Raw genomic sequence first — 25,426 nt, 5'->3', positions numbered from 1 at the left:
AGGCGGCCTACCGCCGCACCCGTGGCATTCCGAGGCCGATCCAGGAGATGATCTCGCGCTGGATCTCGTTGTTGCCGCCGCCGAAGGTGAAGATGACCGCGGAGCGGTAGCCGCGTTCGAGTTCGCCGTTCAGGACTGCGCCTGCCGAGCCGTCCTTCAAGGGGCCGGCCGCCGCGACGATCTCCATCAGCCAGGCGTACGCGTCGCGCCGCGCCTCCGAGCCGTAGACCTTGGCCGCGGAGGCGTCCTGTGGGGTGAGCGTGCCGCGCTGGAGGGCGTCCACCATCTGCCAGTTCAGCAGTTTCATCGCGTCGAGCCTGGCGTGTGTACGGGCCAGCCGGCCGCGTACCCAGCCGAGGTCGGCGACGCGCCGGCCGTCGGCCAGCTTGGTGCCGGCGGCCCAGCGCTGGACGTCGTGCAGGGCGCGGACGGCCATGGTGCCGTGTGCCGCGAGGGTGACCCGTTCGTGATTGAGCTGGTTGGTGATGATCCGCCAGCCCTGGTTCTCCTCGCCGACGCGGCGGGTGAGGGGGACGCGGATGTTCTCGTAGTGGCTGGCGGTGGTGTCGTGCGAGGCGAGGGTGTTGATGCGGGTGCAGGAGTAGCCGGGGTCGGAGGTCGGCACCAGGAGGAGGCTGATGCCCTTGTGGGGTGGCACGCCGTCCTCCACGGGGGCGGTGCGTACGGCGAGCCACACCCAGTCGGCCGTGTCGCCGTTGGTGGTCCAGATCTTCTGCCCGTTGACGAGGTAGGCGTCGCCGTCGCGTACGGCCCGGGTCTTCAGCGACGCGAGGTCCGTGCCGGCCTCCGGTTCGCTGTACCCGATCGCGAAGTCGATCTCCCCGGAGAGGATCTTGGGCAGGAAGTACTCCTTCTGCTCGTCCGTGCCGTACCGCATGATCGTCGGCCCCACGGTGTTCAGTGCCATCAGCGGCAGCGGGACGCCCGCCTGCGCCGCCTCGTCGAAGAAGACGAACTGCTCCATCGGCGTCATGCCCCGGCCGCCGTACTCCTCGGGCCAGCCGACCCCCAGCCAGCCGTCCCCGCCGAGCCGCCGGACGGTCGCGCGGTAGAACCGCTTCTGCGCGGTGGGCCCGGCACCGGACGGCCCGCCGGGTTCCCGGAAGCGGGTGTACGCGCCGTCCGGCACCAAGGCGGCGAAGTACTCCCGCAGTTCGGACCGCAGCCGCTGCTGTTCGGGGGTGTATTCGAGGTGCACGGCCCCTCCTGGTCTGACGGGCCCGGCTCGCGCGTGGCGCGTGCGCTCCCCGACGCGCCGGTGGCGCGGCCGGCAGCGTTTCTGACGGGCCGTCGGGTAACGGGTCGAGGGCACACTAGAACGTGTTCCATTGATACGGAAGGGCGCGGACCCGGGCCGCCCGCGCGCGGTGCGCTACAGCGGCAGCGGCAGGAGCCGCAGGGACAGCGGGCGGGTGAGGGGGTTGCGGGACAGGCGGATCGCCGCGCGGCGGGCGCGGGCCGCCGCGGGGCCGGCGGGCAGGAACAGGTGCCGCATGCGGCACGCCTGGTCGGCGTGGTAGCCGGCCGTGGGGCGCGTCCGCCGTTCCCACTGGGCGACGGCCCGGTCGAGCGGGCGGCCGGTCCGGATCGCGTCCGCGAGGCCCGCCGCGGCCTCGACCGCGAGACAGGCGCCGTACGCGGAGTACAGGCTCAGGCTCCACGCCGCGTCGCCCATCAGGACGACGCGGCGGTTGGTCCACCGGGGCATGCGGATCTGGCCGACCCGGTCGAAGCGGACGGTGCCGGCGCGGTCGGCCGCGTCGAGGAGTCCGGGCATCAGCGGGCCCGGACAGTCGCCGAAGACCCGGCGCAGGGCGGCACCCGCCGGCTCGCGCGGCTCCGCCGCGGGGTCGTCGCCGCGGTACAGGAAGTACGCCACGGGCCCGCGGTCGCGGAAGCCCGCCACCCACGCGGCGCGCCCCGCGTCGGCCATGACGGCGGTGTCGCCCGCTGCCAGCCCCGCCAAGGGGGTGCCGAGCAGGCACGCGGCGGCGACGTGCCCGAAGTCGTGACGGAAGTGCCCGTCAGGACCGAAGGCCAGGCGGCGTACGGCCGAGTGGCTGCCGTCCGCGCCGATGAGCAGGTCGGAGCGGATCTCGGTGGCGTCGTCGAGGGTGGTCAGCACGTGGTGCGGGGTCTGGGTGACGGCCACCGGCGAGCGGCCGTACCGTACGGCGACGTCGTCGGGCAGGCAGTGGTGGAGCGCGGTCTCGACGTCGCTGCGCAGCAGCGCCAGGGGGCGGCGCGCACCGGCCGGGAGGCGCAGGCCGGGGAGCGTGCGCCCGCGTGCGTCGATCTCGAACCACCGGCCGTCCGGGCCCAGCCGGTCGCTCAGGTGGTCGGCGAGCCCGAGCCGGCGGGCCGCGCGGTAGCCGTCGCCGCGGAGGAAGACCAGGTGATCGCCCGTACGGCGGGCCGGGGCCCGCTCGACGACCGTCGCGTCCCAGCCGGCGGCGCGCAGGGCCAGGGCCGCCGCCAGGCCCGCGATACCGGCACCGGCGACGAGAGCGTGGGGACGTGCCATGGAAACGGGCATCGGCTAACGGTCCTTGAGAGGCGGCCAGGGGGACCTGTGTACCCGGCCGGATCGCGTCCATGCGCCGCGGTCCGGAAGGGGGCGCGTGTGGCGGGGCGGGAGGGCCGGCGGTGGCGCCCGTTGCTCAGCCCGCCCCCGCCGCTCAGCCCGCCCCCGCCGCTCAGTCCCCCGCCTCCGCGAGGCGGCGCAGCAGCGGCGCCGCCTCGGCGAGCAGGCGGACCTCGTGGGGCCGCAGCGAGGCGAGGCGCTTGGAGAGCACCTCGGCCTCGCCGCGCGCGAGGTCGGCGAACGCGGCCCTGCCCCGCTCGGTGGCCAGGACCCGGCTGGCCCGCCCGTCCGTGGGGTCGGGCTCGCGGCGGACCATGCCCGCCGACTCCAGCCCCAGTACGGCGGCGGTGGCGGTCGGCTGCGAGCAGGGCACCCAGGCCGCGATCTCACCGATCCTGGACGGGCCCTGCTGCCGGCTCAGCAGGGCCAGGACGGCGAGCTGCGTCGGCTGGATGCCGCCCGCCGAGGCAGCCCTGCGCAGGCTGCGGGTGAGCCGGTTCAAGGAGATCACCAGTTGCAGTGCCGCGTCGTCGCCGATTGTCATCGCTCGCCCATCGTGCCGCCCGGTCCGGGTCAGGAAAGCGTAAGGCGGGGGCGGTACATGTCCAACCACAGGGCCAGGTCCAGCGTCTTCTCGAGGCCGCGCCGGGACGCCTGGGTGATCTGCGGCGCGTCGTGGTCGGCCGCCTGCTTGAGCCAGTTGCGGTCCACGATGTCGAAGATCTGGTGCGAGGAGCGCGCGAGCAGGTCCTTGGCGTGCTGCTGGAGCGCGACCGCGTACTTGGGGTCCTGCGTCGACGGGTACGGGCTCTTGACCCTGTCGTACACGGACTTCGGCAGGACGTCGGCGGTGGCCTCGCGCAGCAGGCTCTTCTCGCGCCCGTCGAAGGACTTCAGCGCCCACGGCGTGTTGTAGACGTACTCGACCAGCCGGTGGTCGCAGAACGGCACCCGCACCTCCAGGCCGACGGCCATGCTCGCGCGGTCCTTGCGGTCGAGCAGGATGCGGACGAACCGGGTCAGGTGCAGATAGCAGACCTTGCGCATCCGGAACTCGAAGTCGCTCTCCCCCTCCAGCCGCTGTACGTCCTTGATCGCGGCCCGGTAGCCGTCCCGGACGTAGGAGTCCAGGGCGAGGGCGTCGGCGAGGCCGGGGTCGAGGATGCTGCTGTCGTCGCCGAAGTGCTCGGCCCAGCGCACCAGCCAGGGGAAGGTGTCGGCCCGGCGGGCCTCCTCGTCGAAGAACTGCTTGTAGCCGCCGAAGACCTCGTCGGCCGACTCGCCGGACAGGGCGACGGTCGACTGCTCCCGTATCGCCTTGAAGAGGAGGTAGAGGGAGGCGTCCATGTCGCCGAGGCCCATCGGTATGTCCCGCGCCCGTATGACTTTCGCGCGCACCTCGGGGTCGGCCAGGGCGTCGGAGTCCAGCACGATGTCCTGGTGCTCGGTGCCGGAGAGGCGGGCCACGTCGTGGACGTACGGCGTGTCGGGGGTGGCGCGCAGGTCGTCGGCGACGAAGTGCTCGGTCTGGCCGACGAAGTCGACGGCGAAGCTGCGTACGGTCTCGCCCTCCTCGCCCAGTTGGCGGGCGGCCAGCGCGGTCATCGCGGAGGAGTCGAGGCCGCCGGAGAGCAGGGTGCAGCGCGGTACGTCGGACACGAGCTGGCGGCGGACGATGTCGTCGAGCAGGGTGCGGACGTGGGCGACGGAGGTGTCCCGGTCGTCCTGGTGGGCGCGGGTCTGCAACGACCAGTAGACGTGCCGGCGCAGGCCGCCGCGGTCGACGGTGACCACCGTGCCCGGCTCGACCTCGTACATGCCCTCCCACACGGCGTGGCCGGGCGTCTTGACGAGGGCGAAGAGTTCGCGCATGCCGTCGAGGCCGACGGTGCGCCGGGCGAGCGGGTTGGCGAGGATCGCCTTGGGCTCGGAGCCGAACAGCACGCCGTCGGGCGTCTCGTAGTAGTAGAACGGCTTGATGCCCATCCGGTCGCGGATCATGACCAGCCGCTGGCGCTGCTCGTCCCAGACGGCGAACGCGTACATGCCGTTGAGCCGTTCGGCGACCGCCTCGCCCCACTCCAGGTAGCCGCGCAGCACGACCTCGGTGTCGGAGTCGGTGGTGAACCGGTGCCCCCTGGCGGCCAGTTCCTCGCGCAGCTCGCCGAAGTTGTACGTCTCGCCGGAGTACACGACGGCGACCGGGCTGCCGTCCGCCTTCTCGGCGGCCATCGGCTGCCGGCCGCCCGGGAGGTCGATGATCGCGAGGCGGCGGTGGCCGAGGGCCGCGGGCCCCTGCACCCACGTGCCGCGGTCGTCGGGTCCGCGGCAGGACATCGTCTCGGTCATCGCGTCCACGGTCTCCTGCTCGGAGCGCAGGTCACGGTCGAAGGAAATCCAGCCGGTGATGCCACACATGCCAAGTCCTCCTGATCCGGCCCGGGGAGGCGGTCCGCCGCGCGCCGGGGAGCCGTACGCGGGCACGGCGGTGCCCGGCGGCCCGGCACCCCCCACAGGTCAGTTGTATCGAGCACCTATGTAACGAGGGTGTTCCTCACGAGGACGCTCCGTCAACCTCGCCGTCACCGCGCCGAAACCGCCCAACCCCTCGTGCCAGGCCCGGAGATGGGCGGCCGACACGCCTCTGAGCTGCGGCTTCACGCGGCCGCGCGGGCAGCGGGGAGCCCCGCCTGATGGCACACGGCTTACGACACCGTGAACAAGGCTTTACCCGTGCACGGGGCCTGTCCGGGCCTGTCGGGGCCTGTGTCGTCTGAGGGGTGGGGCCACGCGTGGGGCTACCTGCGGAACCCGCGGAACATTCCGCTCAGCACGCCGCCCACCCGGCGCAGGAGCCCGCGGCGCCGGCGGCGTCCCGGCAGGGTGACGTCGCCGGCGGCGCGCCAGTCGGCCGCCTGCGCCACCATCGCGGTCAGGCTCCGGTAGAAGGGCGAGCGGCGGTCGGCCCCGTCCAGGTCGCACCACGTCAGCACGTGCGAGAGGACCCCGTCGTACTCGTGGTACGGGCGGGCGCGCAGGTGGTCGGTGAGCTTGGTCCGTATCGCCCGCTGCCGGTCGGCGGGCAGCCCGGACCCGGGCAGTTCCTCCAGCAGCCGCCGGACGTTGCCGACGACCAGGTCCACGAAGGCGTCGCGGCGCCGGGCGTCCAGCCGCCCCAGGCGGGCGTTCTGGAAGTCCTCCTCGCGCCCCGGTGTCTCGTCGCGCACCCGGTCGGCCTCCGCCGGCGCGAGCGCGGGCACCCGGATGTTGAGCATCTGGGAGTCGTACGCCTGGTTGACCGCGACGTGGGTGAGCTCGTGGACCAGCACGGCGAGGTGGTCGTTGCGGGACATGGCCGGCGTATGGGCGTAGGAGACGGCGTACCGCCCCTGGCCCAGGTCCCGGGTGTTGCCGCCGCCCGCGCCCGCCGTCCGTGCGAAGTCCGCGCGGTTGACGTGCCCGAGCAGCTCGCCCAGCAGCCGCTGGACGTACGGGTCGCGGGTCTCGCGCGAGTAGGCGTGCAGGAGTTGCCGGTCCTGGGCCGTCGAGTCGTCTGCCACGGTGCCCTCCGCTCGGATGTGTCCCGCGGTGCGGTCGGTGGCGCCAGTCTCCTCAGCCCGCCCGGCACGCGGAATACGTAAACCCGCCGTGCCGGGCCCCGCCCCTCCCTCCTCCCGTGCCGGTGGTCAGACGCCCGTGCTGCCGTCGATGCGCTCGCGGACGAGGTCGGCGTGGCCGCAGTGGCGGGCGTATTCGGCGATCATGTGGGTGTAGATCCAGCGCAGGGTCACCTGCCCGCCCATGAACGGGCTGGTGTCGCCGAGCGCGCGGGCGGCGCAGTTCTCCCGGGCGCGCTCCGTCTCGGCCTGCCATATGAGCCGCGCCTTCTCGTAGGTGGCCCCCTCGGCGAGCTCGAACCCGCCGTCGGCGGCCCCGCTGCCGGCGTCGGTGCCGTCGGTGAAGATCGGCGGGGCGTCCTCCTGGGCCAGGACCCGGCGGAACCAGTTCCGCTCGACCTCCGCCATGTGCTGGACGAGGCCGAGCAGGGTGATCTGCGAGGGCGCCGCCGACGCCGCGCGGAGCTGCTGCTCGGTCAGCCCGTCGCACTTCTGGGCGAGGGTGGTGCGGTAGAAGTCGAGCCAGCTCTCCAGCGAGGCCCGCTCGTCGGCGTCCAGGGGAGGCATGGCACGTTCGGGAGTGCTCATGGACGTCATCGTGGCACGGGGGTCTGACAACGCGGCCCGGAGCGTGCCGCCGCCACCCGCACCACCGGCCCCCGCACCACCGGCATCCGCACCACCGGCGCTGCTCAGCCCGGCGCGGCGACGGGCAGGAGGAGTTCCGTCCAGACGGTTTTGCCGTCGCGTGTGTGGCGGGCGCCCCAGCGCTCCGTGAGCTGGGCGACCAGGAGCAGGCCGCGGCCGCCCTCGTCCGTGCTGTGCGCGCGCCTGAGGTGCGGGGCGGTGCTGCTGGGGTCGGAGACCTCGCAGATCAGCGAACGGTCGCGGATGAGCCGCAGCGTGATCGGCGTACCGCCGTACCGGTAGGCGTTGGTGACCAGTTCGCTCACGACCAGTTCGGCGGTGAACGCCAGCTCCTCCAGGCCCCATTCGGTGAGCGTGGCCGCCGTGACCTCCCGTGCCTGTGCCGCGGCGGCCGGTTCCGCGGGCAGTTCCCACGAGGCGACGCTCTCCGAGGGCAGTGCGCGCGTACGGGCGAGGAGCAGCGCGACGTCGTCGCGCGGGTGGACGGGCAGCAGCGCGTCCACCGCCGCTTCGCACAGCTCCTCCAGAGGGCGTTGAGGCTGTTCGAGCGCTTCGCCCAGCAGCGCCAGCCCCTCGTCGATGTCCCTGCTGTGGGCCTCCAGCAGCCCGTCGGTGTACAGCGCCAGCAGGCTGCCTTCGGCGAGTTCGAGTTCCGCGGTCTCGAACGGCAGGCCGCCCAGCCCGAGCGGCGGCCCGGCGGGCAGGTCGGGCAGGCTCATTCCGCCGTCCGGGCCCACCACGGCGGGCGGCAGGTGGCCGGCGCGGGCCAGGGTGCACCGCCGGGAGACCGGGTCGTAGACCGCGTACAGGCAGGTCGCGCCGATGACCTGCGGGCTCTGCGGGCCGCCGGCGGCCGACTCCTGCTCCTCGGCCAGGCGGTTGACGAGGTCGTCCAGATGGGAGAGGACCTCGTCGGGCGCGAGGTCGAGGGCGGCCAGCGTGTGCACCGCGGTGCGCAGCCGGCCCATGGTGGCCGCGGCGTGCAGCCCGTGTCCGACGACATCGCCGACGACGAGGGCCACGCGCGCGCTGGAGACCGGGATGACGTCGAACCAGTCGCCGCCGACGCCCGCGGCGGGGTCGGCGGGCAGGTAGCGGTGGGCGGCCTCGACGGCCAGCTGCCGGGGCAGCTCCCGCGGCAGCAGGCTCTCCTGGAGGGTCAGTGCCCCGTGGTGCTCCTGGGTGTAGCGGCGGGCGTTGTCGATGCAGACGGCGGCGCGGGCGGCAAAGTCCTGGGCCAGTACGAGGTCGTCCTCCTCGAACGGCTCGGACCGTTCCGCCCGCCACAGGCTGACCAGGCCCAGCGCCTGGCCGCGGGCCGCCAGCGGCACGACGATCAGCGAGTGCGCGCCCAGGCGGAGGGCGGCCTTCGACCGCTCGGGGTCCTGGATGTGCCAGCCGGTGCTGCCCGTCAGGTCCGGTTCCAGTACCGGCTGCCGCTCGGCGAGGCACCGGGCCTGCGGCGTGCCCGCCTCGAACCGGAACGCCTCGCCGACGGGGTACATCACCTCCAGGGCGGCCGTCACGACGGACCTGACGGCCGCGCGGCACACCCCCACGGGCGTGCCCCTGGCGGGGTCCTGGCCGTGGACGACCGGCTCCAGCAGGTCCACGGAGACGGCGTCGGCGAGGTCGGGGACCGCGACCTCGGCGAGTTCCCCCGCGGTCTGGTCCACGTCCAGGGTGGTGCCGATACGGGCGCTCGCCCGGTTGAGGACGGCGAGCCGCCGCTGGGCCCGGTGCCGGTCGGTGACGTCTTCGACCAGTTGGGTGACGCCGAGCACCGTGCCGGAGCGGTCCTGCATCCGGAACGCGGACACGGACACCACCCGCTCGTGCCCCGGGTCGAGGCGGAGCCGGCACGGCTGCTCGGTGAAGATCAGCGGCTCGCCCGTCCGGAGTACCCGGCGCAGCCGCTCCTCGATGGTCGCCACGTCGGGACCGATCAGGAAGTCCTCCATGCGCAGGCCCCGGTGCGCGGCGGCGGGGCGCCGGCTGATGCCCGCGATCGCCCGGTTGATACGGAGGATGCTCAGGTCGGGCGCGTGCACGGCCAGCCCGATGGGGGAACGCCGGAACAGGCCGTCCAGGACGGAGCGGTCGATCTCCCACTGGACCACCTCGGCCGCGGGCGCTGCGGCGACGAACCACTCGCGCGCGGCGTCGCCGCGCGTGACGGCACGGACCCGGAAGCCCAGCTCGACGCGCCGCCCGTCGCGGTGCAGCAGCGGCAGGATGCCGGACCAGCCCGCGTCACGCCGGGCCGCCGCGACGGCGTCCGCCACGGCGCCCCGGTCGTCCCGGGGGACCAGGAACGCGTCCGCCCGCCGCCCGAGCACCTCCTGCGACGGGTGCCCGAGCAGGGCCTCGGCGCGCTCGCTCCAGCCCACGACCCCGCCCTGGTCGTCGAGCATCGCCGAGGCGGCGCGGTGCAGCGCGAACGGGTCTTCCGGCCGCTCGGTGAAGTCCGGCACCGGTGCGTCCATCGCTTCGCCCCTTCGACTCGCCGAGCGGGCCCCGCACCGTCGTCCCTGCGGCGACTCCTCCGGGCGACCCGAGATAGTGAATTTGAGCAGGTGTGCCCCAGTATCGTGTCGGCCCGCGCGACCCGCGCCCCGGGCCGGGGGCCCCGGGCCGCTCACTCCGCCGGGCGGAGCACACGACGGCCGGTAGTACGGCCGGTTCCCGGCCACCCGTTCAATCGCACCCGTATCGGCTTGGGGCAACGTGCACGCACTGCCCGAATTCCGGGGAAGAAACGGCGACGACGCACGTGGGGCCACAACCCGGAAGATTGTGGCCCCACGTGCGCGTCATGCTCGCCGTGATTCACTTCTTGAAAGCGTCCTTGGCCTTTTCCTTGGCCTCTCGGAGGCTGCCCTTCGTCTTGTCGCCCTGGCCTTCGGCGGCCGCCTGATCGTTGTCGGCCGCGCGGCCGGTTTCCTTCTTGATCTTACCCTTGACCTGCTCGGCCTTGGCCTTGGCCTTTTCGCTCGCGCTCATGGCGTCCTCCCCTTCGGCAGTCGTTGGTCGACATCGCGAGTGCCCGGCTGCCGGTCGCGCAAACAAGCCGCCGGAGGCACTTCGCGGGAACGACGGAAAACGTAGGTGTGTGAAAGCGAAAGCGCGGGGCACACGACGCTCCGGAGGTTGATAATCATGGTTCCCTTGCTACTCGTTCTGCTTCTCGCGCTTATCCTGTTCGGCGCCGGATTCGCCCTCAAGGCCCTATGGTGGGTGGCCGTCGTCGTACTCGTGGTCTGGCTTCTCGGCTTCGTCCTGCGCTCCGCCGGAGCGGGCGGCCGCCGAGGGCGCTGGTACCGATGGTGAGGTAGCACACCGCGCACCGGCTGCGGGCCCGCCCGGATCTTTGTGATCCGGGCGGGCCCGCAGCCGTTTTCCGGAACCGTCCGTACCCGTTTTTCCGAATCGGGATCACCGAATCGGGTAGTCGGTGCCGTAGCCGGGGCGGGCCAGGGCTCGCGCTGGGAACCGCGCGCAACCTCCAGCCCGGCCCGTCCCGGCCCGCCGGCGTCACTGTGCGTCGACGTAGTGCTGGAGCACGTCGCAGGTGTACTGGAACTCGTCCATCAACCGGGTGGCCTCCACGACGAGTACGCCGTACGGGCGGGCCGGGTCGGTCAGCGGCAGGCCGTCCTGCTCGGCCTGTTCGGTCACCCGGCGGCAGCACTCCTGCGCCTCGTCGGCGAGCCCGCAGAGCTGCCGGGCCTGCTCGTGCAGCGAGTCCTCGTCCACTTCGCCGAGGGTCCGGGTGATGCGGGAGACGGATTCGAGGAAGTCGGCGTAGCCGCGCAGGAAGCGCCGGTCCCGTTCGTCGCCGTCCTCGCGCCACTGGTCGAGGCTGCGGGTGAGCGAGGCCATCTGGTACAGCGTCCGCTCCAGCGCCTGGAGCACCGCGCCGTACCCTTCGAACCCCGTACGGCCGCGGTGGCGGCCCAGCCGGCTGCGGGGGTTGTAGTAGAGGCTCTCGCGCGCCGTCCGCAACCCGTTCTCGGCCTGGGTGATCAGCCCTCCGGTCTGCTCGGCGCGGCTGCGCCAGTGGCTGATGCGCTCCTCGTCCAGCTCGCCCTCCCGCATGGCCGGGTACATGTCGCTGACCAGGTCGCACAGTGCGCGGGCGAGGGTGTGGACGGAGTGTTCGGCGCTGCGGTAGCGCAGGGGCGGCACCACGAGCACGTTGACGAGGACGCCGATGCCGCAGCCGATGAGAACCAGCAGGACGATCTGCCCGAGGTGGGTGATCTTGCCGATGCCCGGCGGGGCCGTCACGTAGGTGGAGAAGGCGAAGAACGCCGCCGTCGCCACCTGTGAGCCCTGCGAGCCCAGGGCCGGCCACCGCCCGATGACCAGGGCCACCACCGCCACGAGCGCGAAGGTCAGCACGTCGGGGCCGGCCAGCGCGCCGAGAGCGGCCTGTACGGCCACCCCGGTCGCCACGGCGCCCACGTAGCGCAGTGACTGCAACAGCGACTGGTACACCGTCACCTGCATGATCAGCACCGCGGAGAACGGCGCGAACGCCGGCGACTGCGCGTTGAGCAGGTTGTAGGAGCACACCCAGGCGGCCGTGGCGGCGAGCGTGCTCTTGCCGATCAGCAGCAGCGTGTGGCGTTCGTGCCCCGCCGACCCCCAGGCGCGGCTCCACCACTGCCGCAACCGGGCCGCCCGGCCCTGCGCCGCGGGCGACTCCCGGCGTTGTGCCTCCGAGGGCTCACGCCGCGTCTGCCCTCTCTCCCGGGGAGCCCGCTCCCCCGTCCGTCCGGTCATGCACGCTCCGTTCCTCATCCGGTCCGCACCTGACAGCGGACCGATCGCTTTCACTCGGTACCCCGCCGGGACGACCGCACCCCAGCTCTCCCGCCGCACTGAGCCACCTGCACCACAGACGGCTCAGGCAGCCTTGCGGTACTCCTCCGCCGGCCCCTTCGACACCTCGGCGCGCACCCGGGCCAGCGCCCGGCTGAGCAGACGGGAGACGTGCATCTGCGTGATGCCCAACCGGGCGGCGATCGCGCTCTGCGTCAGGTCCTCGAAGAACCGCAGGTACAGGATGCGGCGGTCGCGCTCGGGCAGCCCGGCCAGGAACGGCTTGGCCGCCGCACGGTCCTCGACGAGCCCGAAGGCGTCTTCGGGCTCGCCCAGGACGTCCACGAGCGCGTGGCCGTCACCGCCGTCGCCACCGTGGTCGAGTGCCGCTTCCAGCGACAGCGAACGGTAGGTCCCCAGCGCCTTCAGCCCGAGGGCGGCGTCCTGCTCGGTCAGCCGGGCGTGGGCGGCGACCTGCGCCGCGGTGGGCGTGCGCCCGTCCGGGGAGGTGCTCAGTTCCTGGACCGCGGTACGGACCTTGGTACGCAGGTCCTGGATGCGGCGCGGCACGTGCACATGCCAGGTGTGGTCGCGGAAGTGCCGCTTGAGTTCCCCGGTGATGGTGGGGACGGCGAACTGCTCGAACGCCTCGGCACGGTCGGGGTCGAAGCGGTCGACGGCCTTGACCAGGCCGAGGGCGGCGACCTGCTTGAGGTCGTCGAGGTGTTCGCCGCGCTCCCGCAGCCGGTACGCCAGCCGGTGCGCCATCGGCAGCCACGCGGTGATGATCCGTTGGCGGATCTGCGCCTTGACCGGCCCGTCCTCCAACGTGGCCAGCAGCCGGAACTCGTCGCTGGTGTCGACATCGCGGGCACCGCGCCCCTGGGCGTGCGCGGTAGCGGGGGTGGCCATCGCCGGCTCTCCTTAGACGATCCGCGGACGCGTCCGCGGGCAGGCGAGGGGCCATGACCGGAAAACGGCAGCCGAACCCCTCGACGAGAAAAGGGAAGGGTGCCTACCGTTTCGAAGCACTCCCGCTCTTCTGTCCCGCCCGGCTCCCCTTACACCCGGCATTCACCACTTTCTGTTGTGGCGTGCGTCACGGTCCGTACGGGCGCGGTGCCTGCTGCGCCTCCGCCTCGCGGGTCGTCTTGGTCCACCCCGTCTGTCCGCGCAGCATGCGGAACAGGGCCCGCCAGGCGCAGAGGAACGACATGTAGTTCATGACGACGAAGGAGTGGCCCAGGAGCAGGGCGCGGGGCAGGCCGACGGTCTTGTCCCGGCGCAGGTAGGTCCAGGAGGTGGCCAGGGCGGGTGCGAAAGCCAGCAGGTACCAGGCGAGGACGTTGAGGGGAAGGCGGAGCCGGGTGCCGTTGACGGCGGCGGCCGGTCTGCCCCGCAGGACCAGGACGTCGGGGCTGCGCAGGAACCAGTACAGGCAGTACTGGAAGAGGATCGACCACGGCAGGTCGAGGACCCAGGGCACCAGCAGGTAGGCGAACATCTCCAGGGCTGCCAGGTGCCCCATGCGCGGGGCGCGCCAGATCTCGCCCATGCGCCCGATCGCGGTCATGTGGCCCTGGTACCAGCGGGTGCGCTGGCGGATGAGGCGCCGCAGGTCGCTGACGCCCTGCTGGTCGACGGAGGCGTGGGCGGTGGTGCGCAGGCGCCAGCCGCGCGCGGCGAGGCTGATGGCCAGATCCAGGTCTTCGGTCAGGGACTGGGACCAGGGGCGTTCGCCGAGGCCGTCGAGGGCGGAGAGGCGGGTGAACTGGCCGTTGCCGCCGAGGCTGACGGTCTTGGTGAGGTTGCGGCCGAACTGGGTGACGGCGGCCATCGCCCAGAACTGGTAGTCCTGGAACCAGGTCAGGAAGTTGGCGCGGCGGTTGCGTATACGGACGCCGAGTTGGACCCCGCCGACCCGCGGATCGCCGAAGAGCGGCATGACGTGGGACAGCGCCCGGTCGGAGAGGCGGCCGTCGGCGTCCATGACGCACACCACGGTCCGTCCGGGGTCCTGCCCGAGAGCCGCGACGCGCTCGCGCACCACGCGGATGGCGTGGTTGAGGGCCTCGCCCTTGCCCTGCCGGGCGTGCGGCAGCTCCCGCCGCAACACGGTCACCTCCCCCTGCTGCCCGGCCGCGCGGGCCGCCGCGCCCGCCTGCTCGGCGGCGGCACCGGTGGCGTCGTCCGAGCCGTCGTCGACGACCACGACGGTGGTGCGCGGGCCCATGAGGCCGCTGACCGTCGTGCCGATCACCGACTCCTCGTTGAGGCAGGGGACGAGGACGTAGAGGTGGTGGCGGTCGTGGCGGCCGAGGTGCGGGCGGCCGTAGGAGGTGTCGCCCTGCGCCCGTAGCCTCGCTTTCTGGCGGCGCAGTTCGAGCAGGCCGGCGCCCATGGCGAGGGCGAGGTAGCCGGCGGACAGCCCGATGACGGTGCTGCCGACGGTGTCAACGGTCTTGAGCAGGGCGTTTTTCACCAGCACGTCCCCCCTTGCGACGTCGGGCCCCGGCGGCTCTGCTGGGCACGGAGGGCGCCGGCCGGGTGCGGATCGGCGCGTCCGGGCGGCCTGGCCGGGGCAGGTGCGCGGGCACGGCCCGGCCGCCGCCCAGCCTGCGCTGGATCTCCCGCCCCAGGACGAACCCCAGCGGTACCACGGCCGCACCGATGGCGGCTGTGAGGACACCACGCCCACCGGATGTTCCGGCACGTGCCGCCGCCATGCCGCCTGCCAGCGGCCAGGTGGGTCCCAGGTACATGGAAAGGCGGCACCTCCGGGCGGCAGGACGTGAAGTGCGCAGGCCAGCGGGTGCGCAGGGCAGGCAGCGGGACGGGTGGCGGGGCGGGCCGTGACCACTGTGAACCACCGGGCGGGTGATGGCCAGACCACGCCGTAACGTTCCGGCGGTGCCCGGTGACCGGCGGCGGCGGTTTTGCGTCGATGGTCCGGGCACGGGAAATCCCCTATGCCCGTGGGCACCTGGGCTTTCTCCTTTTCTCAGCAGGCACGTTGTTCCGATCCGGCCAATCACGTGACGCGGGAACCATTGCCCGCGTTATGTCCCGACGCCTAGCGTCAGCGGACGCGAAGGGTTGCCGGACCACACCTGCATTCTCTCGCCATCACCCGCCTCAGATGTAACACGTCGCATGTTCAACGTCTGCGGGCCGCCTCGCCCCTACGCGGACTTGTCGTATACCGACGCGATGAACGGTGTCTCTATGCGCCTGACTTCTTTTCCTGCCTCCGCCACGAAAAAGGCCCGGCATTGAGCGGCCGGCAGCGCATCGTCATTGTCGTGGGCACCCGCCCGGAAGCCATCAAACTCGCCCCGGTCGTCCGGGAATTGCAGCGAACGCGCTGGGCCGCACCGGTCCTGCTCACCACCGGCCAGCACGGCCCGGTGGTCCGCAGCACCCTCGCCTGCTTCGGGCTGCGCCCCGAGGCCGAACTGGCCCCGCCCGCCGGCGCCGGCGGCACGGCCGGCACGGGGCCGGTCACCGAGCTGACGGCCGGTCTGCTCAGCGCACTCGGCGACCGGCTGCGCGCGCCCGCCGTACACGCGGTGCTCGTCCAGGGCGACACCTCGTCCGCGCTCGCCGGGGCGATGGCCGCCTTCTTCGCCAAGATCCCCGTCGTGCACGTGGAGGCGGGGCTGCGCTCCGGCGACGTGCGCAGTCCGTTTCCGGAGGAGGCCCATCGCCGGATGATCGCCGAGCTGAGCGATCTCCACCTGGCGCCCACGCGCGCCGCCCGCCGGAACCTGCTCGCCGAGGGGGTGGCGGCCGACCGGATCGTGGTGACGGGCAACACCGTGATCGACGCCGTCGTCGCCGCGAGCCGCAGCCCGCGTCCCCGCACCGTATCCGGACTCCGCGGAATCGCGGCGGATTCCGCTCCGCTGGTCGTCGTGACCGCACACCGGCGGGAGAACTGGGGTGCGCCGATCCGGCGGGTGGGCCGTGCGGTGGCGACGCTGAGCCGTCAATATCCCGACGTGACGTTCGTCGTCGCCGCGCACATGAACCCCTCGGTCCGTACCGCGATCGAGGAATCGCTGCGGGGCCTGCCCAACGTTCATTTGCCGGGGCCGATTCCGTACGACGCCTTCGCCCGCCTCCTGTCCCGGTCCGTGCTGGCCATCACCGACTCCGGCGGAATTCAGGAGGAGGCGGCGGCCTTCGGCCTGCCGATTCTGGTGACCCGGGACAACACCGAGCGGACCGAAGGGATCGATTCCGGGCTGGCCCGGCTCGTCGGCACGGACGAGACGGAGATCGTGGCGGCGGCCGAAAAGGAATTCGCCCGCGAGGGCGTGCTGGACGCCGGAAAACCGGTCCTGCCTTTTCCCCGGCCCAATCCGTACGGCGACGGACGGGCCGCCCGGCGCTGCGCGGCCGCCTGCGGCTGGCTGCTGGGGCTGGCTCCCAGGCCGTCCGACATCACTGACCAGGAGACGCGATGACCACTCCCGCCAGCGTGCCCACCGGCACGATCACCACGGTCGCCGGCACCGGCGCGGCCGGCTCCGACGGGGACGGCGGACCCGCGGTCCAGGCCGAACTCCACGGCCCGCGGATCGCCTTGGACCGGTCAGGGAACCTCTATGTCTCAGAGGTCGGCAACCACCGCGTCCGCAAGGTCGGCACCGACGGAGTCATCAGCACGATCGCGGGAACCGGCACGGCCGGTTTCGGCGGTGACGGGGGTCCCGCCACCGCCGCCCGGCTCAACCAGCCGCTGGGCATCGCGGCGGACGACACCGGGAACGTCTACGTGGCGGAGTGGAACAACTGCCGGGTGCGCAAGGTGACGCCGCAGGGTGTCATCACCACCGTGGCGGGCGGCGGGTCGGGCGGGGACGGCGGGCGCGCCGTGGACGCCTCGCTCGACTATCCCTTCGCCGTGGCCGTGGACACGGCCGGGAACCTGTATGTCACCGAGCGGTACGGCCAGCGCGTACGCAAGATCACGCCGGACGGGACCATCCACACGGTCGCCGGCTCCGGAACGGCCGGCTTCGGCGGGGACGGCGGGCCGGCCACCGCCGCCTCGCTCAACAGCCCCAAGGGGCTGGGCGTGGACAGCGCAGGCAACCTCTACATCGGCGACCAGGACAACCACCGGATACGCAAGGTCGATACGCACGGCGTCATCACCACCGTCGCGGGCAACGGGTCACCCGGCTACGTCCGGGACGGCGGCCCGGCCACCGACACGCGGCTGAACGGCGCCGAGGGCTCGGTGGTGGACGACGCCGGCAACCTCTACATCGCGGACTGCGGCAACCACCGCATCCGCAAGATCCGCACCGACGGCACCATCATCACCATCGCGGGCAACGGCACGGGCGGCTACGAGCGGGACGACGTACCCGCCGACACCACCACGCTCTACTTCCCCACCACGCTGGCGCTGGACGACGCAGGCGACCTGTACGTGGCCGACGGCGGCAACCAGCGCATCCGCAAGATCGCGGGAGCGACCCGGTACGACCCCGCCGCGCCCGCGGTCGCCGACCTCTTCGGCGAGGTCGTCAGCCCGCACACCGTCCAGCGCGGCCAGGAGTTCGACCTCGGCGCCCGGATCAAGAACCGGGGACCGTCCACCGTCGAGGGGCAGCAGGTCACGGTCGTCCTCACCCTGGCCGACGGGCTGGTCGCCGGCCCCGGTGCCACCGGGCAGCGCCTGACCCGCACCTTCCCCGGCGCCCGGATCATTCCCCAGTACGCCTCGCTGGACGGGGTGTTCCGGGTCACCGCGCCCGAGACCACACCCCCCGGTGCGTACGAATCCACCCTGGAGATCCAGTACGCGGGCGAACTCAACCTCAAGGACAACACCTTCACCCTGCCCGTCGTGGTCGTCGCGCCGGCTCCGGTGACGGACGAGACCGCGTTGGAAATCCGCCAGGAGAGCGTCCCACAGGCGGCGGCAGGACAGACCACCAAGTTCAACGTCGTCTTCAACTCGCCCACCGGCGAGCCGGTCAACCCCGGGGACATCGTCCAGCGGTTCTCCGCGCCCACCGGGTTCGCCTTCACCGGCCAGCCGTCGTACGGCTACTACAACACCATCCACGGTGTGATCGCCGGAAACCTGCCGTACGAGATCGAGGACGCCGGCCGTACCCTGGTCGTCACGGCCAACCCGCACGTCAACACCACGTCCAGCGACACCGGCCCGCTCGTCTACACGCTCGGCATCCAGGCACTGGCCGACGCCCGGCCGGGCATCCGGCGCGACGGCAGCGCCAGTGTCGGCAAGCACGCCCCCGTACAGATCTCGGCCGAGATCACCGGCGACTCCCAGGACGAGCCGGCGCTGCGCCTGGCCCAGGAGAGCGTGCCCGAGGCGAAGCCGGGCGACACCGTCTCGTTCAACGTCGAGATCCGGTCGCTGAACAACCAGCCGGTCAACCCGGGCACGCTGACCCAGCGCTTCACCGCACCCACCGGCTTCGCGTTCACCGGCGGCGCCTCGTACGGCTATTACTACGTGCAGCCCGCCGTGACCGGGAACCTCCAAACGCGCCTCGAAGACGGCGACAGGACGCTGGTCGTCACCTCCGACCCGCACCTGAACACCGGCACCACCGACCGGACCGCGCTGCTCTACACGATCGGCATCCGCGCCCTGCCCGACGCGGCACCCGGCTCGCGGCCCACCGACGGCAGCGCCGTCCTCGGGCGCCTGGCGCCCGTACCGCTCTCCGCCCACGTCCTCTGACCCACGACAGGAGCAGCAACCATGACCACCGCTTCCAGCACGGGAACCGGCCCGCAGCCCGCGGGCCTGCTCGACGGCTCGATCGCCACCGTCGCGGGCAACGGCGTGGCCGGATTCATCTCCGACGGGGGGCACGGCGCGCTGACCCGGGTCCATTACCCCCAAGGGGTGACCGTCGACAAGAACGGCAACCTGTTCATCGCCGACCGCTACAACCACCGCATCCGCAAGGTCACCCCGAACGGCACCATCACCACCATCGCCGGGGACGGCAACGCCGGATACGTCTCCGACGGCGGCCCCGCGCTCGCCACCCGGCTCCACTACCCCGCGGACGTGGCCGTGGACGACGCGGGCAACCTCTTCATCGCGGACACCAACAACCACCGCGTACGCAAGATCACCCCGAACGGCATCATCACCACCGTCGCGGGCAACGGCGAGGCCGGGTACATCTCCGACGGCGGACCCGCCATCGCCACCCGGCTCCACTACCCGCACGCGCTGACCGTCGACCGCTCGGGCAACCTCTACATCGCGGACCATCACAACCACCGCGTACGCAAGGTCACCCCCAACGGCATCATCACCACCGTCGCAGGCAACGGCGAGGCCGGGTACATCTCCGACGGCGGACCCGCGATCTCGACCCGGCTCTACCACCCCATGGGCCTGGTGGTGGACGCCGAAGGCAGCCTGTACATCGCCGACCGCTACAACCACCGCATCCGCAAGGTGACTCCCAACGGCCTGATCACCACCGTCGCGGGCAACGGCACCGCCGGGTACGTCTCCGACGGCGGACCCGCCCTCGGCACCCGGCTCCACTACCCGTGGGGCCTGGCGCTGGACGAGGCAGGGAGCCTGTACATCGGCGACGGGCACAACCACCGCATCCGCAAGGTCACCTCGGACGGCATCATCACCACCGTCGCGGGCAACGGCACCGCCGGATACGTGGACGACGGCGGGCCCGCCGCCGGCACCCGGCTCTTCTACCCCTCCAGCATCGCCCTGGACCAGGGCGGCAACCTGTACATCGCGGACTGCAACAACCACCGCGTGCGCGGCGTGACGGCCGTGGCGCAGATGACGCCGCCGCCCCCGCCTGCCGCCGACCTGTACGGCGAGGTCATCAGCCCCTACCGCGTACAGCGCGACCAGGAATTCGACCTCGGCGCGCGCATCCGCAACCGCGGCCCCAACCCGGCCGACGGGCAGTACGTCACGGTCGTACTGAACCTGGCCGACGGCCTGGTCGGCGGCCCCGGAACCAGCGGCAGGCGGCTCACCCGTACCTTCTCCGGGCAGCAGCTGCTGCCCCAACAGGGCACGTTCGACGGCGTGTTCCGGATCAGCGCACCAGCCACCACCCCGCCCGGCACGTACCTCTCCACGCTGGAGATCCAGTACGGCGGCGACCTCAACCTCAAGGACAACGCGTACACCCTGCCCGTCACGGTCGTGGTGCCCGACCCCGTGGCGGACGAGACCGCACTGACGATCTTCCAGGACACCGTCCCGCAGGTCGCGCCGGGCCAGCGCAGCACCTTCAATCTCCGGTACACCTCGCCCGCCGGACAGCCGGTCAACCCCGGCACGATCGTCCAGCGCTTCACCGCACCGACCGGGTTCGTCTTCACCGGCCAGCCCACCTACGCGTACTACGAGACCATCCACGGCGTCATCTCGGGGAACCTGAGCCACAGTGTCCTGGACGAGGGGCGGACGCTGCTCATCACCGCCAACCCGCACGTCAACACCACCACCAGCGACACCGGTTCGGTGATCTACACCATCCCGGTACAGGCCCGCGCCGACGCCGCGCCCGGACGGTACGACAACGGCTCGGCGAGCATCGGCCGGCACACCCCGGTGCAGCTCTCCGGCGTCGTCTCGGGGACCGCGCAGGACGAGACGGCGCTGCGGGTGGTGCAGGAATCGGTGCCCGCGGCAGCGCCGGGCCAGCACACCACGTTCAACCTGGAGCTGCGGTCGCTGGGCAACCAGCCGGTCAACCCCGGCACCATCGGGCAGCGCTTCACCGCACCCACCGGCTTCACCTTCACCGGAAGCGCCTCGTACGGCTACTACTTCGTGACGCCGTACGTGACCGGCAACCTGGACGGTCAGTTGGAGGACGGCGGCAAGACCCTCGTCATCTCCTCCAACCCGCACCTGAACACCGGGACCACCGACAAGACGGCACTGATCTACACCATCGGCATCCGTGCCCTGCCCAACGCGACACCCGGCGCACAGCCCAACGACGGCCAGGCCGTCATCGGCCGCCTCGCGCCCGTACCGCTGTCCGCCCGCGTGCTCTGACCACGGAAGGAGTTCCCATGACAACCACGAGCAGTCCGGGACGCGGGCCGCAGCCCGCGGGCATCGCACAAGGCTGCATCGCCACGGTGGCGGGCAACGGCACCGCCGGGTACCTCTCCGACGGCGGACCCGCGACCCTCACCCAGCTCAACTGGCCGCACGGCGTGGCCCTGGACAAGAACGGCAACCTCTACATCGCCGAGCGGGGCAACCACCGGGTCCGCAGGGTGACTCCGCAAGGCATCATCACCACCGTCGCAGGCAACGGCCAGGCCGGATACGTCTCCGACGGCGGACCCGCCACCGCCACCAAGCTCTACAGCCCCTCGGCCGTGGCGGTCGACGACGCGGGCAACCTGTACATCGCGGATCTCGACAACCACCGCATCCGCAAGGTGGACACGGCCGGCGTCATCACCACCGTCGCGGGCAACGGCACCGCCGGATATATCTCCGACGGCGGACCCGCCACCGCCACCCCGATCAACACCCCGACCGGAGTGGCGGTCGACCTCCAGGGGAACCTGTACTTCGCCGAGTGGAACAACCACCGCGTCCGCAAGGTGGACACCCGCGGCATCATCACCACCGCCGCCGGGAACGGCCAGGCCGGATACGTCTCGGACGGCGGGCCCGCCACCGCGACCAAGCTCTACCATCCCGCGGGTCTGAGGGCGGACGCCAACGGAAACCTCTACATCGCGGACAACAGTAACCACCGGGTCCGCAAGGTGGACACCCGCGGCATCATCACCACCGTCGCGGGCAACGGCACCGCTGGTTACGTCTCCGACGGCGGACCCGCCACCGCCACATCGCTCAACGGCCCCTTGGACGTGTGCCTGGACGACGCGGGCCACCTCTATATCGCGGAGAGCGACAACCACCGCATCCGCACGGTCGCTTCGGACGGCACCATCGCCACCGTGGCGGGCAACGGCACCGCCGGATACGTCGACGACGGCGGACCGGCCGCCTCCACCCGTTTGTACTACCCCCGGTCGGTCGCGCTGGACCGTGCCGGGAACCTCTACATCGCCGACGGCAGCAACCACCGCGTCCGCGGCGTCACCGCCGTCGCCACCATGACCCCGCCGCCCCCGCCCACCGCCGACCTGTACGGCGAGGTCGTCAGCTCCCCCTCCGTCCAGACCGGCCAGGAGTTCGACCTCGGTGCCCGGATCAAGAACCGCGGCCCCAACCCGGCCGACGGCCAGTACGTCACCGTCGTCCTCACCCTCGCCGACGGGCTGCGCGGCCCTGCCGGGACCACCGGCAACCGCCTGTCCCGCACGTTCCCCGGACAGCTGCTCCAGCCCCAGCAGGGCTCGCTCGACGGCGTGTTCCGCATCACCGTCCCCGGCGACACGCCCCCCGGCCAGTACACCTCCACCCTGGAGATCCAGTACGGCGGCGACCTCAACCTCAAGGACAACACCTACACGCTGCCAGTGATCGTCGTCGTCGCGCCGCCGCCCACCGACGAGCGGGCGCTGACCATCACGCAGGACACGATTCCGCAGGTGGCTCCCGGTCAGCGCACCGCGTTCAACGTCAAGTACGACTCGGCCGGCGGGCAGCCCGTCAGCCCCGGCGACATCGTCCAGCGCTTCACCGCCCCGAGCGGCTTCGTCTTCCCCGGCCAGCCCACCTACGCCTACTACAACACCGCCCAGGGCGTGATCTCGGGCAACCTGGACTACCGCATCGAGGACGGCGGCCGGGCCCTGATCATCACGGCCAACCCGCACGTCAACACCACCATCAGCGACACCGGGCCGCTGTACTACACCATCCCGATCCAGGCCCGCCCGAACGCCACGGCCGGCACCTTCCAGAACGGCTCGGCCAGCGTCGGCAGGCACACCCCCGTCCAGCTCACCGGCACCGTCACCGGTTCCGCGCAGAACGAGACCGCGCTGCGCGCCGCCCAGGAAAGCGTGCCGCAGGCCGCCCCCGGCCAGTCCACCACCTTCAACCTGGAAATCCGCTCCCTGAACGACCAGCCGGTCAACCCCGGCACCATCGAGCAGCGCTTCACCGCACCCACCGGCTTCGCGTTCACCGGCGGCGCCTCGTACGGCTACTACTACGTCCAGCCCGCCGTCACCGGAAACCTCGACACCCGCCTGGAGAATGGCGACAAGACGCTGATCATCTCCTCCAACCCGCACGTCAACACCGGAACCACGGACAAGACCGCACTGATCTACACCATCGGCATCCGCGCACTGGCCGACGCGAAGCCCGGCACGCAGTCCGACGACGGCGCCGCCGCCCTCGGCCGCCTGACGCCCGTACCGCTGAGCGCCCGCGTCGTCTGACCTCACCTCCACCGCACCCGAGGGCCCCGACCGCAGCGCGGTCGGGGCCCTCGGGCTGACGCCGGACGGACAGACCTTGCGCCACCTCCGGCACTGCCGCCTATCCTGAGTTCGTCACGCTGAGTAACCCACCAGGTGGCTGACGCGCCGCCGGGAGGCTCAGCGCGAGGACAACGCCCATATCTGCGGAATTCGCCGCCCTTCGAGCAGCCGAGGAGCCCCGCATGAAAATGCTCATCAACGTCCCCGAGACCGTGGTCGCCGACGCGTTGCGCGGTATGGCGGCGGCGCATCCCGAGTTGGTGGTGGACGTCGACAACCGGGTGATCGTGCGGCGGGACGCGCCGGTGGCCGGGAAGGTGGGGCTGGTGTCCGGCGGCGGGAGCGGGCACGAGCCGTTGCACGGCGGGTTCGTCGGGCCGGGGATGCTGGATGCCGCGTGCCCCGGGGAAATCTTCACGTCGCCCGTTCCGGACCAGATGGTGCGGGCCGCCGCAGCCGTGGACAGCGGCGAGGGTGTGCTGTTCGTGGTGAAGAACTACACCGGTGACGTGCTGAACTTCCAGATGGCCGCCGAGCTGGCGGAGGACGAGGGGGTGCGGGTCGACAGCGTGCTGGTCAACGACGACGTGGCGGTGACCGACTCGCTCTTCACCGCCGGGCGGCGCGGCACCGGCGCCACGCTCTTCGTGGAGAAGATCGCGGGCGCGGCGGCCGAGGAGGGCGCGCCGCTGGACCGGGTGGCGGCGCTGGCCCGCCGGGTCGTGGACTCCTCGCGCAGCTTCGGCGTGGCGCTGAGCCCCTGTACGACGCCCGCCAAGGGCGGCCCGACCTTCGACCTGCCCGCCGGCGAACTGGAGCTGGGGGTCGGCATCCACGGCGAGCCGGGGCGGGAGCGGCGCCCGATGATGACCGCCGGCGAGATCGCGGACTACGCGGTGGACGCGGTACTGGCGGACCTGCGCCCCAGGCAGCCGGTGCTGGCGCTGGTGAACGGCATGGGCGGGACCCCGCTGGCGGAGCTGTACGGCTTCGGTGGCGAGGTGCACCGGGTGCTCGCCGAGCGGGGGGTACCGGTCGCTCGTACGCTGGTCGGCAACTACGTCACCTCGCTCGACATGGCCGGCTGCTCGGTGACGCTGTGCCAGGCCGACGAGGAGCTGCTGCGCCTGTGGGACGCGCCGGTGCAGACGGCCGGGCTGCGGTGGGGGCGGTGAGCGGTGCGCGTCCGCCGGTCCGTGACCGCGGGCGGGAACAAGTACGAGCAAAGGAGCGGTTTGTGTCGGAAACGTCCCTGGACGCCGGGTTCTTCGTCCGCTGGCTGACGGCGGCAGCGGCCTCCGTCGAGCGGGAGGCGGACCGGCTCACCGAGCTGGATTCCGCGATCGGCGACGCCGACCACGGCAGCAACCTGCGGCGCGGCTTCGCGGCCGTCGCCGGGACGCTCGAAGGGGAGCCGCCGGGGACGCCCGGCGCCGTGCTGGCCGCGGCAGGGCGGCAGTTGATCTCCACGGTGGGCGGCGCGTCGGGTCCGCTGTACGGGACGCTGCTGCGGCGTACCGGCAAGGCGCTCGGCGACGCGGACCGGGTCACGGCCGAGGACCTGCGCGCGGCGCTGCGGGCCGGGGTGGACGGGGTGGCCCAGCTGGGCGGTTCGGCGCCCGGCGACAAGACGATGCTCGACGCGCTCGACCCCGCGGTCGAGGCCCTGGGCGGGTCGTTCCGCGCCGCCGCCGAGGCTGCCGCGCAGGGAGCGCTGGCGACCGTGCCGCTGCGGGCCCGCAAGGGCCGGGCGAGCTATCTCGGCGAACGCAGCATCGGCCACCAGGACCCGGGCGCCGCCTCGTCGGCGCTGCTGTTCGCGGCGCTGGCGGAGACGGCGGAGAAGGAGGGCGCCGAGTGAGCGGCGGCGAGGCGCTCGTGGGCATCGTGCTGGTGTCGCACAGCGGGCCGGTGGCCGAGTCGGTGGCGCGGCTGGCGGCCGGGCTCGCGGGCGGCGGCGTCCAGGCGCCGCTGGCGGCCGCGGGCGGGACCCCGGACGGCGGCCTCGGTACGAGTGCGGAGCTGATCACGGAGGCGGCGCGGAAGGTGGACCGCGGTGCGGGTGTCGCGGTCCTCGTGGACCTGGGCAGCGCCGTGCTGACCGTCAAGGCGCTGCTCGCCGAGGGCGACGAACTGCCGGAGGGCACGCGGCTGGTGGACGCGCCGTTCGTCGAGGGCGCGGTGGCCGCCGTGGTCACCGCCTCGGCCGGCGCGGATCTGGACGCGGTCGCGGCGGCGGCCGGGGAGGCGTACTCCTACCGGAAGGAGTGAGGAGCGAGGAGAGAGGGGCCGGGAGCGAGGA

At 72.4% G+C, this 25,426-nt stretch carries 19 protein-coding genes; 8 read left to right on the top strand and 11 right to left on the bottom strand.

Annotated elements, in window-relative coordinates; genetic code table 11:
• Positions 1-7 precede the first annotated feature (7 nt).
• The 8 genes from ACH4OW_RS05305 to ACH4OW_RS05270 form a co-directional block, all read right to left on the bottom strand.
• Positions 8-1,219, bottom strand: coding sequence for an acyl-CoA dehydrogenase family protein (locus ACH4OW_RS05305; RefSeq protein ID WP_398025098.1), 1,212 nt, complete (start codon positions 1,217-1,219; stop codon positions 8-10).
• A 174-nt stretch (positions 1,220-1,393) separates the two neighbouring features.
• On the bottom strand, positions 1,394-2,545 hold the full coding sequence (locus tag ACH4OW_RS05300; protein ID WP_398025096.1) for an FAD-dependent monooxygenase: 1,152 nt from the start codon (positions 2,543-2,545) through the stop codon (positions 1,394-1,396).
• 172 nt (positions 2,546-2,717) lie between these two features.
• Positions 2,718-3,149, bottom strand: coding sequence for a MarR family winged helix-turn-helix transcriptional regulator (locus ACH4OW_RS05295; RefSeq protein WP_398025093.1), 432 nt, complete (start codon positions 3,147-3,149; stop codon positions 2,718-2,720).
• A gap of 29 nt (positions 3,150-3,178) precedes the next feature.
• Entirely contained in the window at positions 3,179-5,023 is a 1,845-nt protein-coding gene (asnB, locus tag ACH4OW_RS05290) for an asparagine synthase (glutamine-hydrolyzing) (RefSeq protein ID WP_398025091.1), read from the bottom strand.
• A 380-nt stretch (positions 5,024-5,403) separates the two neighbouring features.
• Positions 5,404-6,165: a hypothetical protein gene (locus ACH4OW_RS05285; protein WP_398025089.1), complete on the bottom strand. Its 762-nt coding sequence runs from the start codon at positions 6,163-6,165 to the stop codon at positions 5,404-5,406.
• Between the two features lie 126 nt (positions 6,166-6,291).
• Positions 6,292-6,810, bottom strand: coding sequence for a DinB family protein (locus ACH4OW_RS05280; RefSeq protein WP_398025086.1), 519 nt, complete (start codon positions 6,808-6,810; stop codon positions 6,292-6,294).
• A gap of 104 nt (positions 6,811-6,914) precedes the next feature.
• Complete coding sequence (locus ACH4OW_RS05275; protein WP_398025084.1) at positions 6,915-9,356, bottom strand: SpoIIE family protein phosphatase; 2,442 nt, start codon at positions 9,354-9,356, stop codon at positions 6,915-6,917.
• Between the two features lie 343 nt (positions 9,357-9,699).
• Entirely contained in the window at positions 9,700-9,873 is a 174-nt protein-coding gene (locus tag ACH4OW_RS05270) for a CsbD family protein (protein ID WP_360137810.1), read from the bottom strand.
• 156 nt (positions 9,874-10,029) lie between these two features.
• Between ACH4OW_RS05270 and ACH4OW_RS05265 the strand changes: the two genes are divergently transcribed.
• Positions 10,030-10,200 (top strand): hydrophobic protein, encoded by a 171-nt coding sequence (locus tag ACH4OW_RS05265; RefSeq protein WP_360137807.1) that lies wholly within the window; start codon positions 10,030-10,032, stop codon positions 10,198-10,200.
• A 204-nt stretch (positions 10,201-10,404) separates the two neighbouring features.
• On the opposite strand, the gene ACH4OW_RS05260 is transcribed toward ACH4OW_RS05265, so the two are convergent.
• The 3 genes from ACH4OW_RS05260 to ACH4OW_RS05250 form a co-directional block, all read right to left on the bottom strand.
• The gene (locus ACH4OW_RS05260; RefSeq protein WP_360138090.1) at positions 10,405-11,658 is read right to left on the bottom strand and encodes an aromatic acid exporter family protein; all 1,254 of its coding nucleotides are present in this window, start codon (positions 11,656-11,658) and stop codon (positions 10,405-10,407) included.
• Positions 11,659-11,781: 123 nt separating this feature from the next.
• Entirely contained in the window at positions 11,782-12,609 is an 828-nt protein-coding gene (locus ACH4OW_RS05255) for a SigB/SigF/SigG family RNA polymerase sigma factor (protein ID WP_398025081.1), read from the bottom strand.
• Between the two features lie 187 nt (positions 12,610-12,796).
• Positions 12,797-14,185, bottom strand: coding sequence for a glycosyltransferase (locus ACH4OW_RS05250; RefSeq protein WP_398025079.1), 1,389 nt, complete (start codon positions 14,183-14,185; stop codon positions 12,797-12,799).
• 784 nt (positions 14,186-14,969) lie between these two features.
• On the opposite strand from ACH4OW_RS05250, the gene wecB reads away from it, so the two are divergent.
• From wecB to ACH4OW_RS05215, 7 genes are all read left to right on the top strand, one after another.
• The gene (wecB, locus tag ACH4OW_RS05245) at positions 14,970-16,166 is read left to right on the top strand and encodes a non-hydrolyzing UDP-N-acetylglucosamine 2-epimerase (protein WP_398025077.1); all 1,197 of its coding nucleotides are present in this window, start codon (positions 14,970-14,972) and stop codon (positions 16,164-16,166) included.
• Positions 16,163-18,430, top strand: coding sequence for an NHL repeat-containing protein (locus ACH4OW_RS05240; protein WP_398025075.1), 2,268 nt, complete (start codon positions 16,163-16,165; stop codon positions 18,428-18,430). The genes wecB and ACH4OW_RS05240 overlap by 4 nt, the downstream gene beginning before the upstream one ends.
• Positions 18,431-18,451: 21 nt before the next feature.
• On the top strand, positions 18,452-20,758 hold the full coding sequence (locus tag ACH4OW_RS05235; RefSeq protein WP_398025072.1) for an NHL repeat-containing protein: 2,307 nt from the start codon (positions 18,452-18,454) through the stop codon (positions 20,756-20,758).
• Positions 20,759-20,775: 17 nt separating this feature from the next.
• A complete protein-coding gene (locus tag ACH4OW_RS05230) occupies positions 20,776-23,082 on the top strand; it encodes a hypothetical protein (protein ID WP_398025070.1) in 2,307 nt (768 codons plus the stop codon).
• A 224-nt stretch (positions 23,083-23,306) separates the two neighbouring features.
• A complete protein-coding gene (gene dhaK, locus ACH4OW_RS05225; protein WP_398025068.1) occupies positions 23,307-24,299 on the top strand; it encodes a dihydroxyacetone kinase subunit DhaK in 993 nt (330 codons plus the stop codon).
• A gap of 62 nt (positions 24,300-24,361) precedes the next feature.
• Positions 24,362-24,985, top strand: coding sequence for a dihydroxyacetone kinase subunit DhaL (gene dhaL / locus ACH4OW_RS05220; protein ID WP_398025066.1), 624 nt, complete (start codon positions 24,362-24,364; stop codon positions 24,983-24,985).
• Positions 24,982-25,395 (top strand): PTS-dependent dihydroxyacetone kinase phosphotransferase subunit DhaM, encoded by a 414-nt coding sequence (locus tag ACH4OW_RS05215; RefSeq protein ID WP_398025064.1) that lies wholly within the window; start codon positions 24,982-24,984, stop codon positions 25,393-25,395. The genes dhaL and ACH4OW_RS05215 overlap by 4 nt, the downstream gene beginning before the upstream one ends.
• Positions 25,396-25,426: the final 31 nt, after the last annotated feature.

It is taken from the genome of Streptomyces sp. NPDC017056 (assembly GCF_044332485.1).
GTDB lineage: Bacteria > Actinomycetota > Actinomycetes > Streptomycetales > Streptomycetaceae > Streptomyces.
Note: the sequence above shows the minus strand (reverse complement) of the source record. Positions and strands in the feature narration are given on the sequence as shown.

Coding starts and splice junctions, on each gene's coding strand:
- ACH4OW_RS05300 (WP_398025096.1), bottom strand. CDS start 2,545: ATGGCACGTCCCCACGCTCTCGTCGCCGGTGCCGGTATCGCGGGCCTG.
- ACH4OW_RS05230 (WP_398025070.1), top strand. CDS start 20,776: ATGACAACCACGAGCAGTCCGGGACGCGGGCCGCAGCCCGCGGGCATC.
- ACH4OW_RS05260 (WP_360138090.1), bottom strand. CDS start 11,658: ATGACCGGACGGACGGGGGAGCGGGCTCCCCGGGAGAGAGGGCAGACG.
- dhaK (WP_398025068.1), top strand. CDS start 23,307: ATGAAAATGCTCATCAACGTCCCCGAGACCGTGGTCGCCGACGCGTTG.
- ACH4OW_RS05295 (WP_398025093.1), bottom strand. CDS start 3,149: ATGACAATCGGCGACGACGCGGCACTGCAACTGGTGATCTCCTTGAAC.
- ACH4OW_RS05240 (WP_398025075.1), top strand. CDS start 16,163: ATGACCACTCCCGCCAGCGTGCCCACCGGCACGATCACCACGGTCGCC.
- asnB (WP_398025091.1), bottom strand. CDS start 5,023: ATGTGTGGCATCACCGGCTGGATTTCCTTCGACCGTGACCTGCGCTCC.
- ACH4OW_RS05255 (WP_398025081.1), bottom strand. CDS start 12,609: ATGGCCACCCCCGCTACCGCGCACGCCCAGGGGCGCGGTGCCCGCGAT.
- ACH4OW_RS05270 (WP_360137810.1), bottom strand. CDS start 9,873: ATGAGCGCGAGCGAAAAGGCCAAGGCCAAGGCCGAGCAGGTCAAGGGT.
- ACH4OW_RS05280 (WP_398025086.1), bottom strand. CDS start 6,810: ATGAGCACTCCCGAACGTGCCATGCCTCCCCTGGACGCCGACGAGCGG.
- ACH4OW_RS05265 (WP_360137807.1), top strand. CDS start 10,030: ATGGTTCCCTTGCTACTCGTTCTGCTTCTCGCGCTTATCCTGTTCGGC.
- ACH4OW_RS05235 (WP_398025072.1), top strand. CDS start 18,452: ATGACCACCGCTTCCAGCACGGGAACCGGCCCGCAGCCCGCGGGCCTG.
- ACH4OW_RS05275 (WP_398025084.1), bottom strand. CDS start 9,356: ATGGACGCACCGGTGCCGGACTTCACCGAGCGGCCGGAAGACCCGTTC.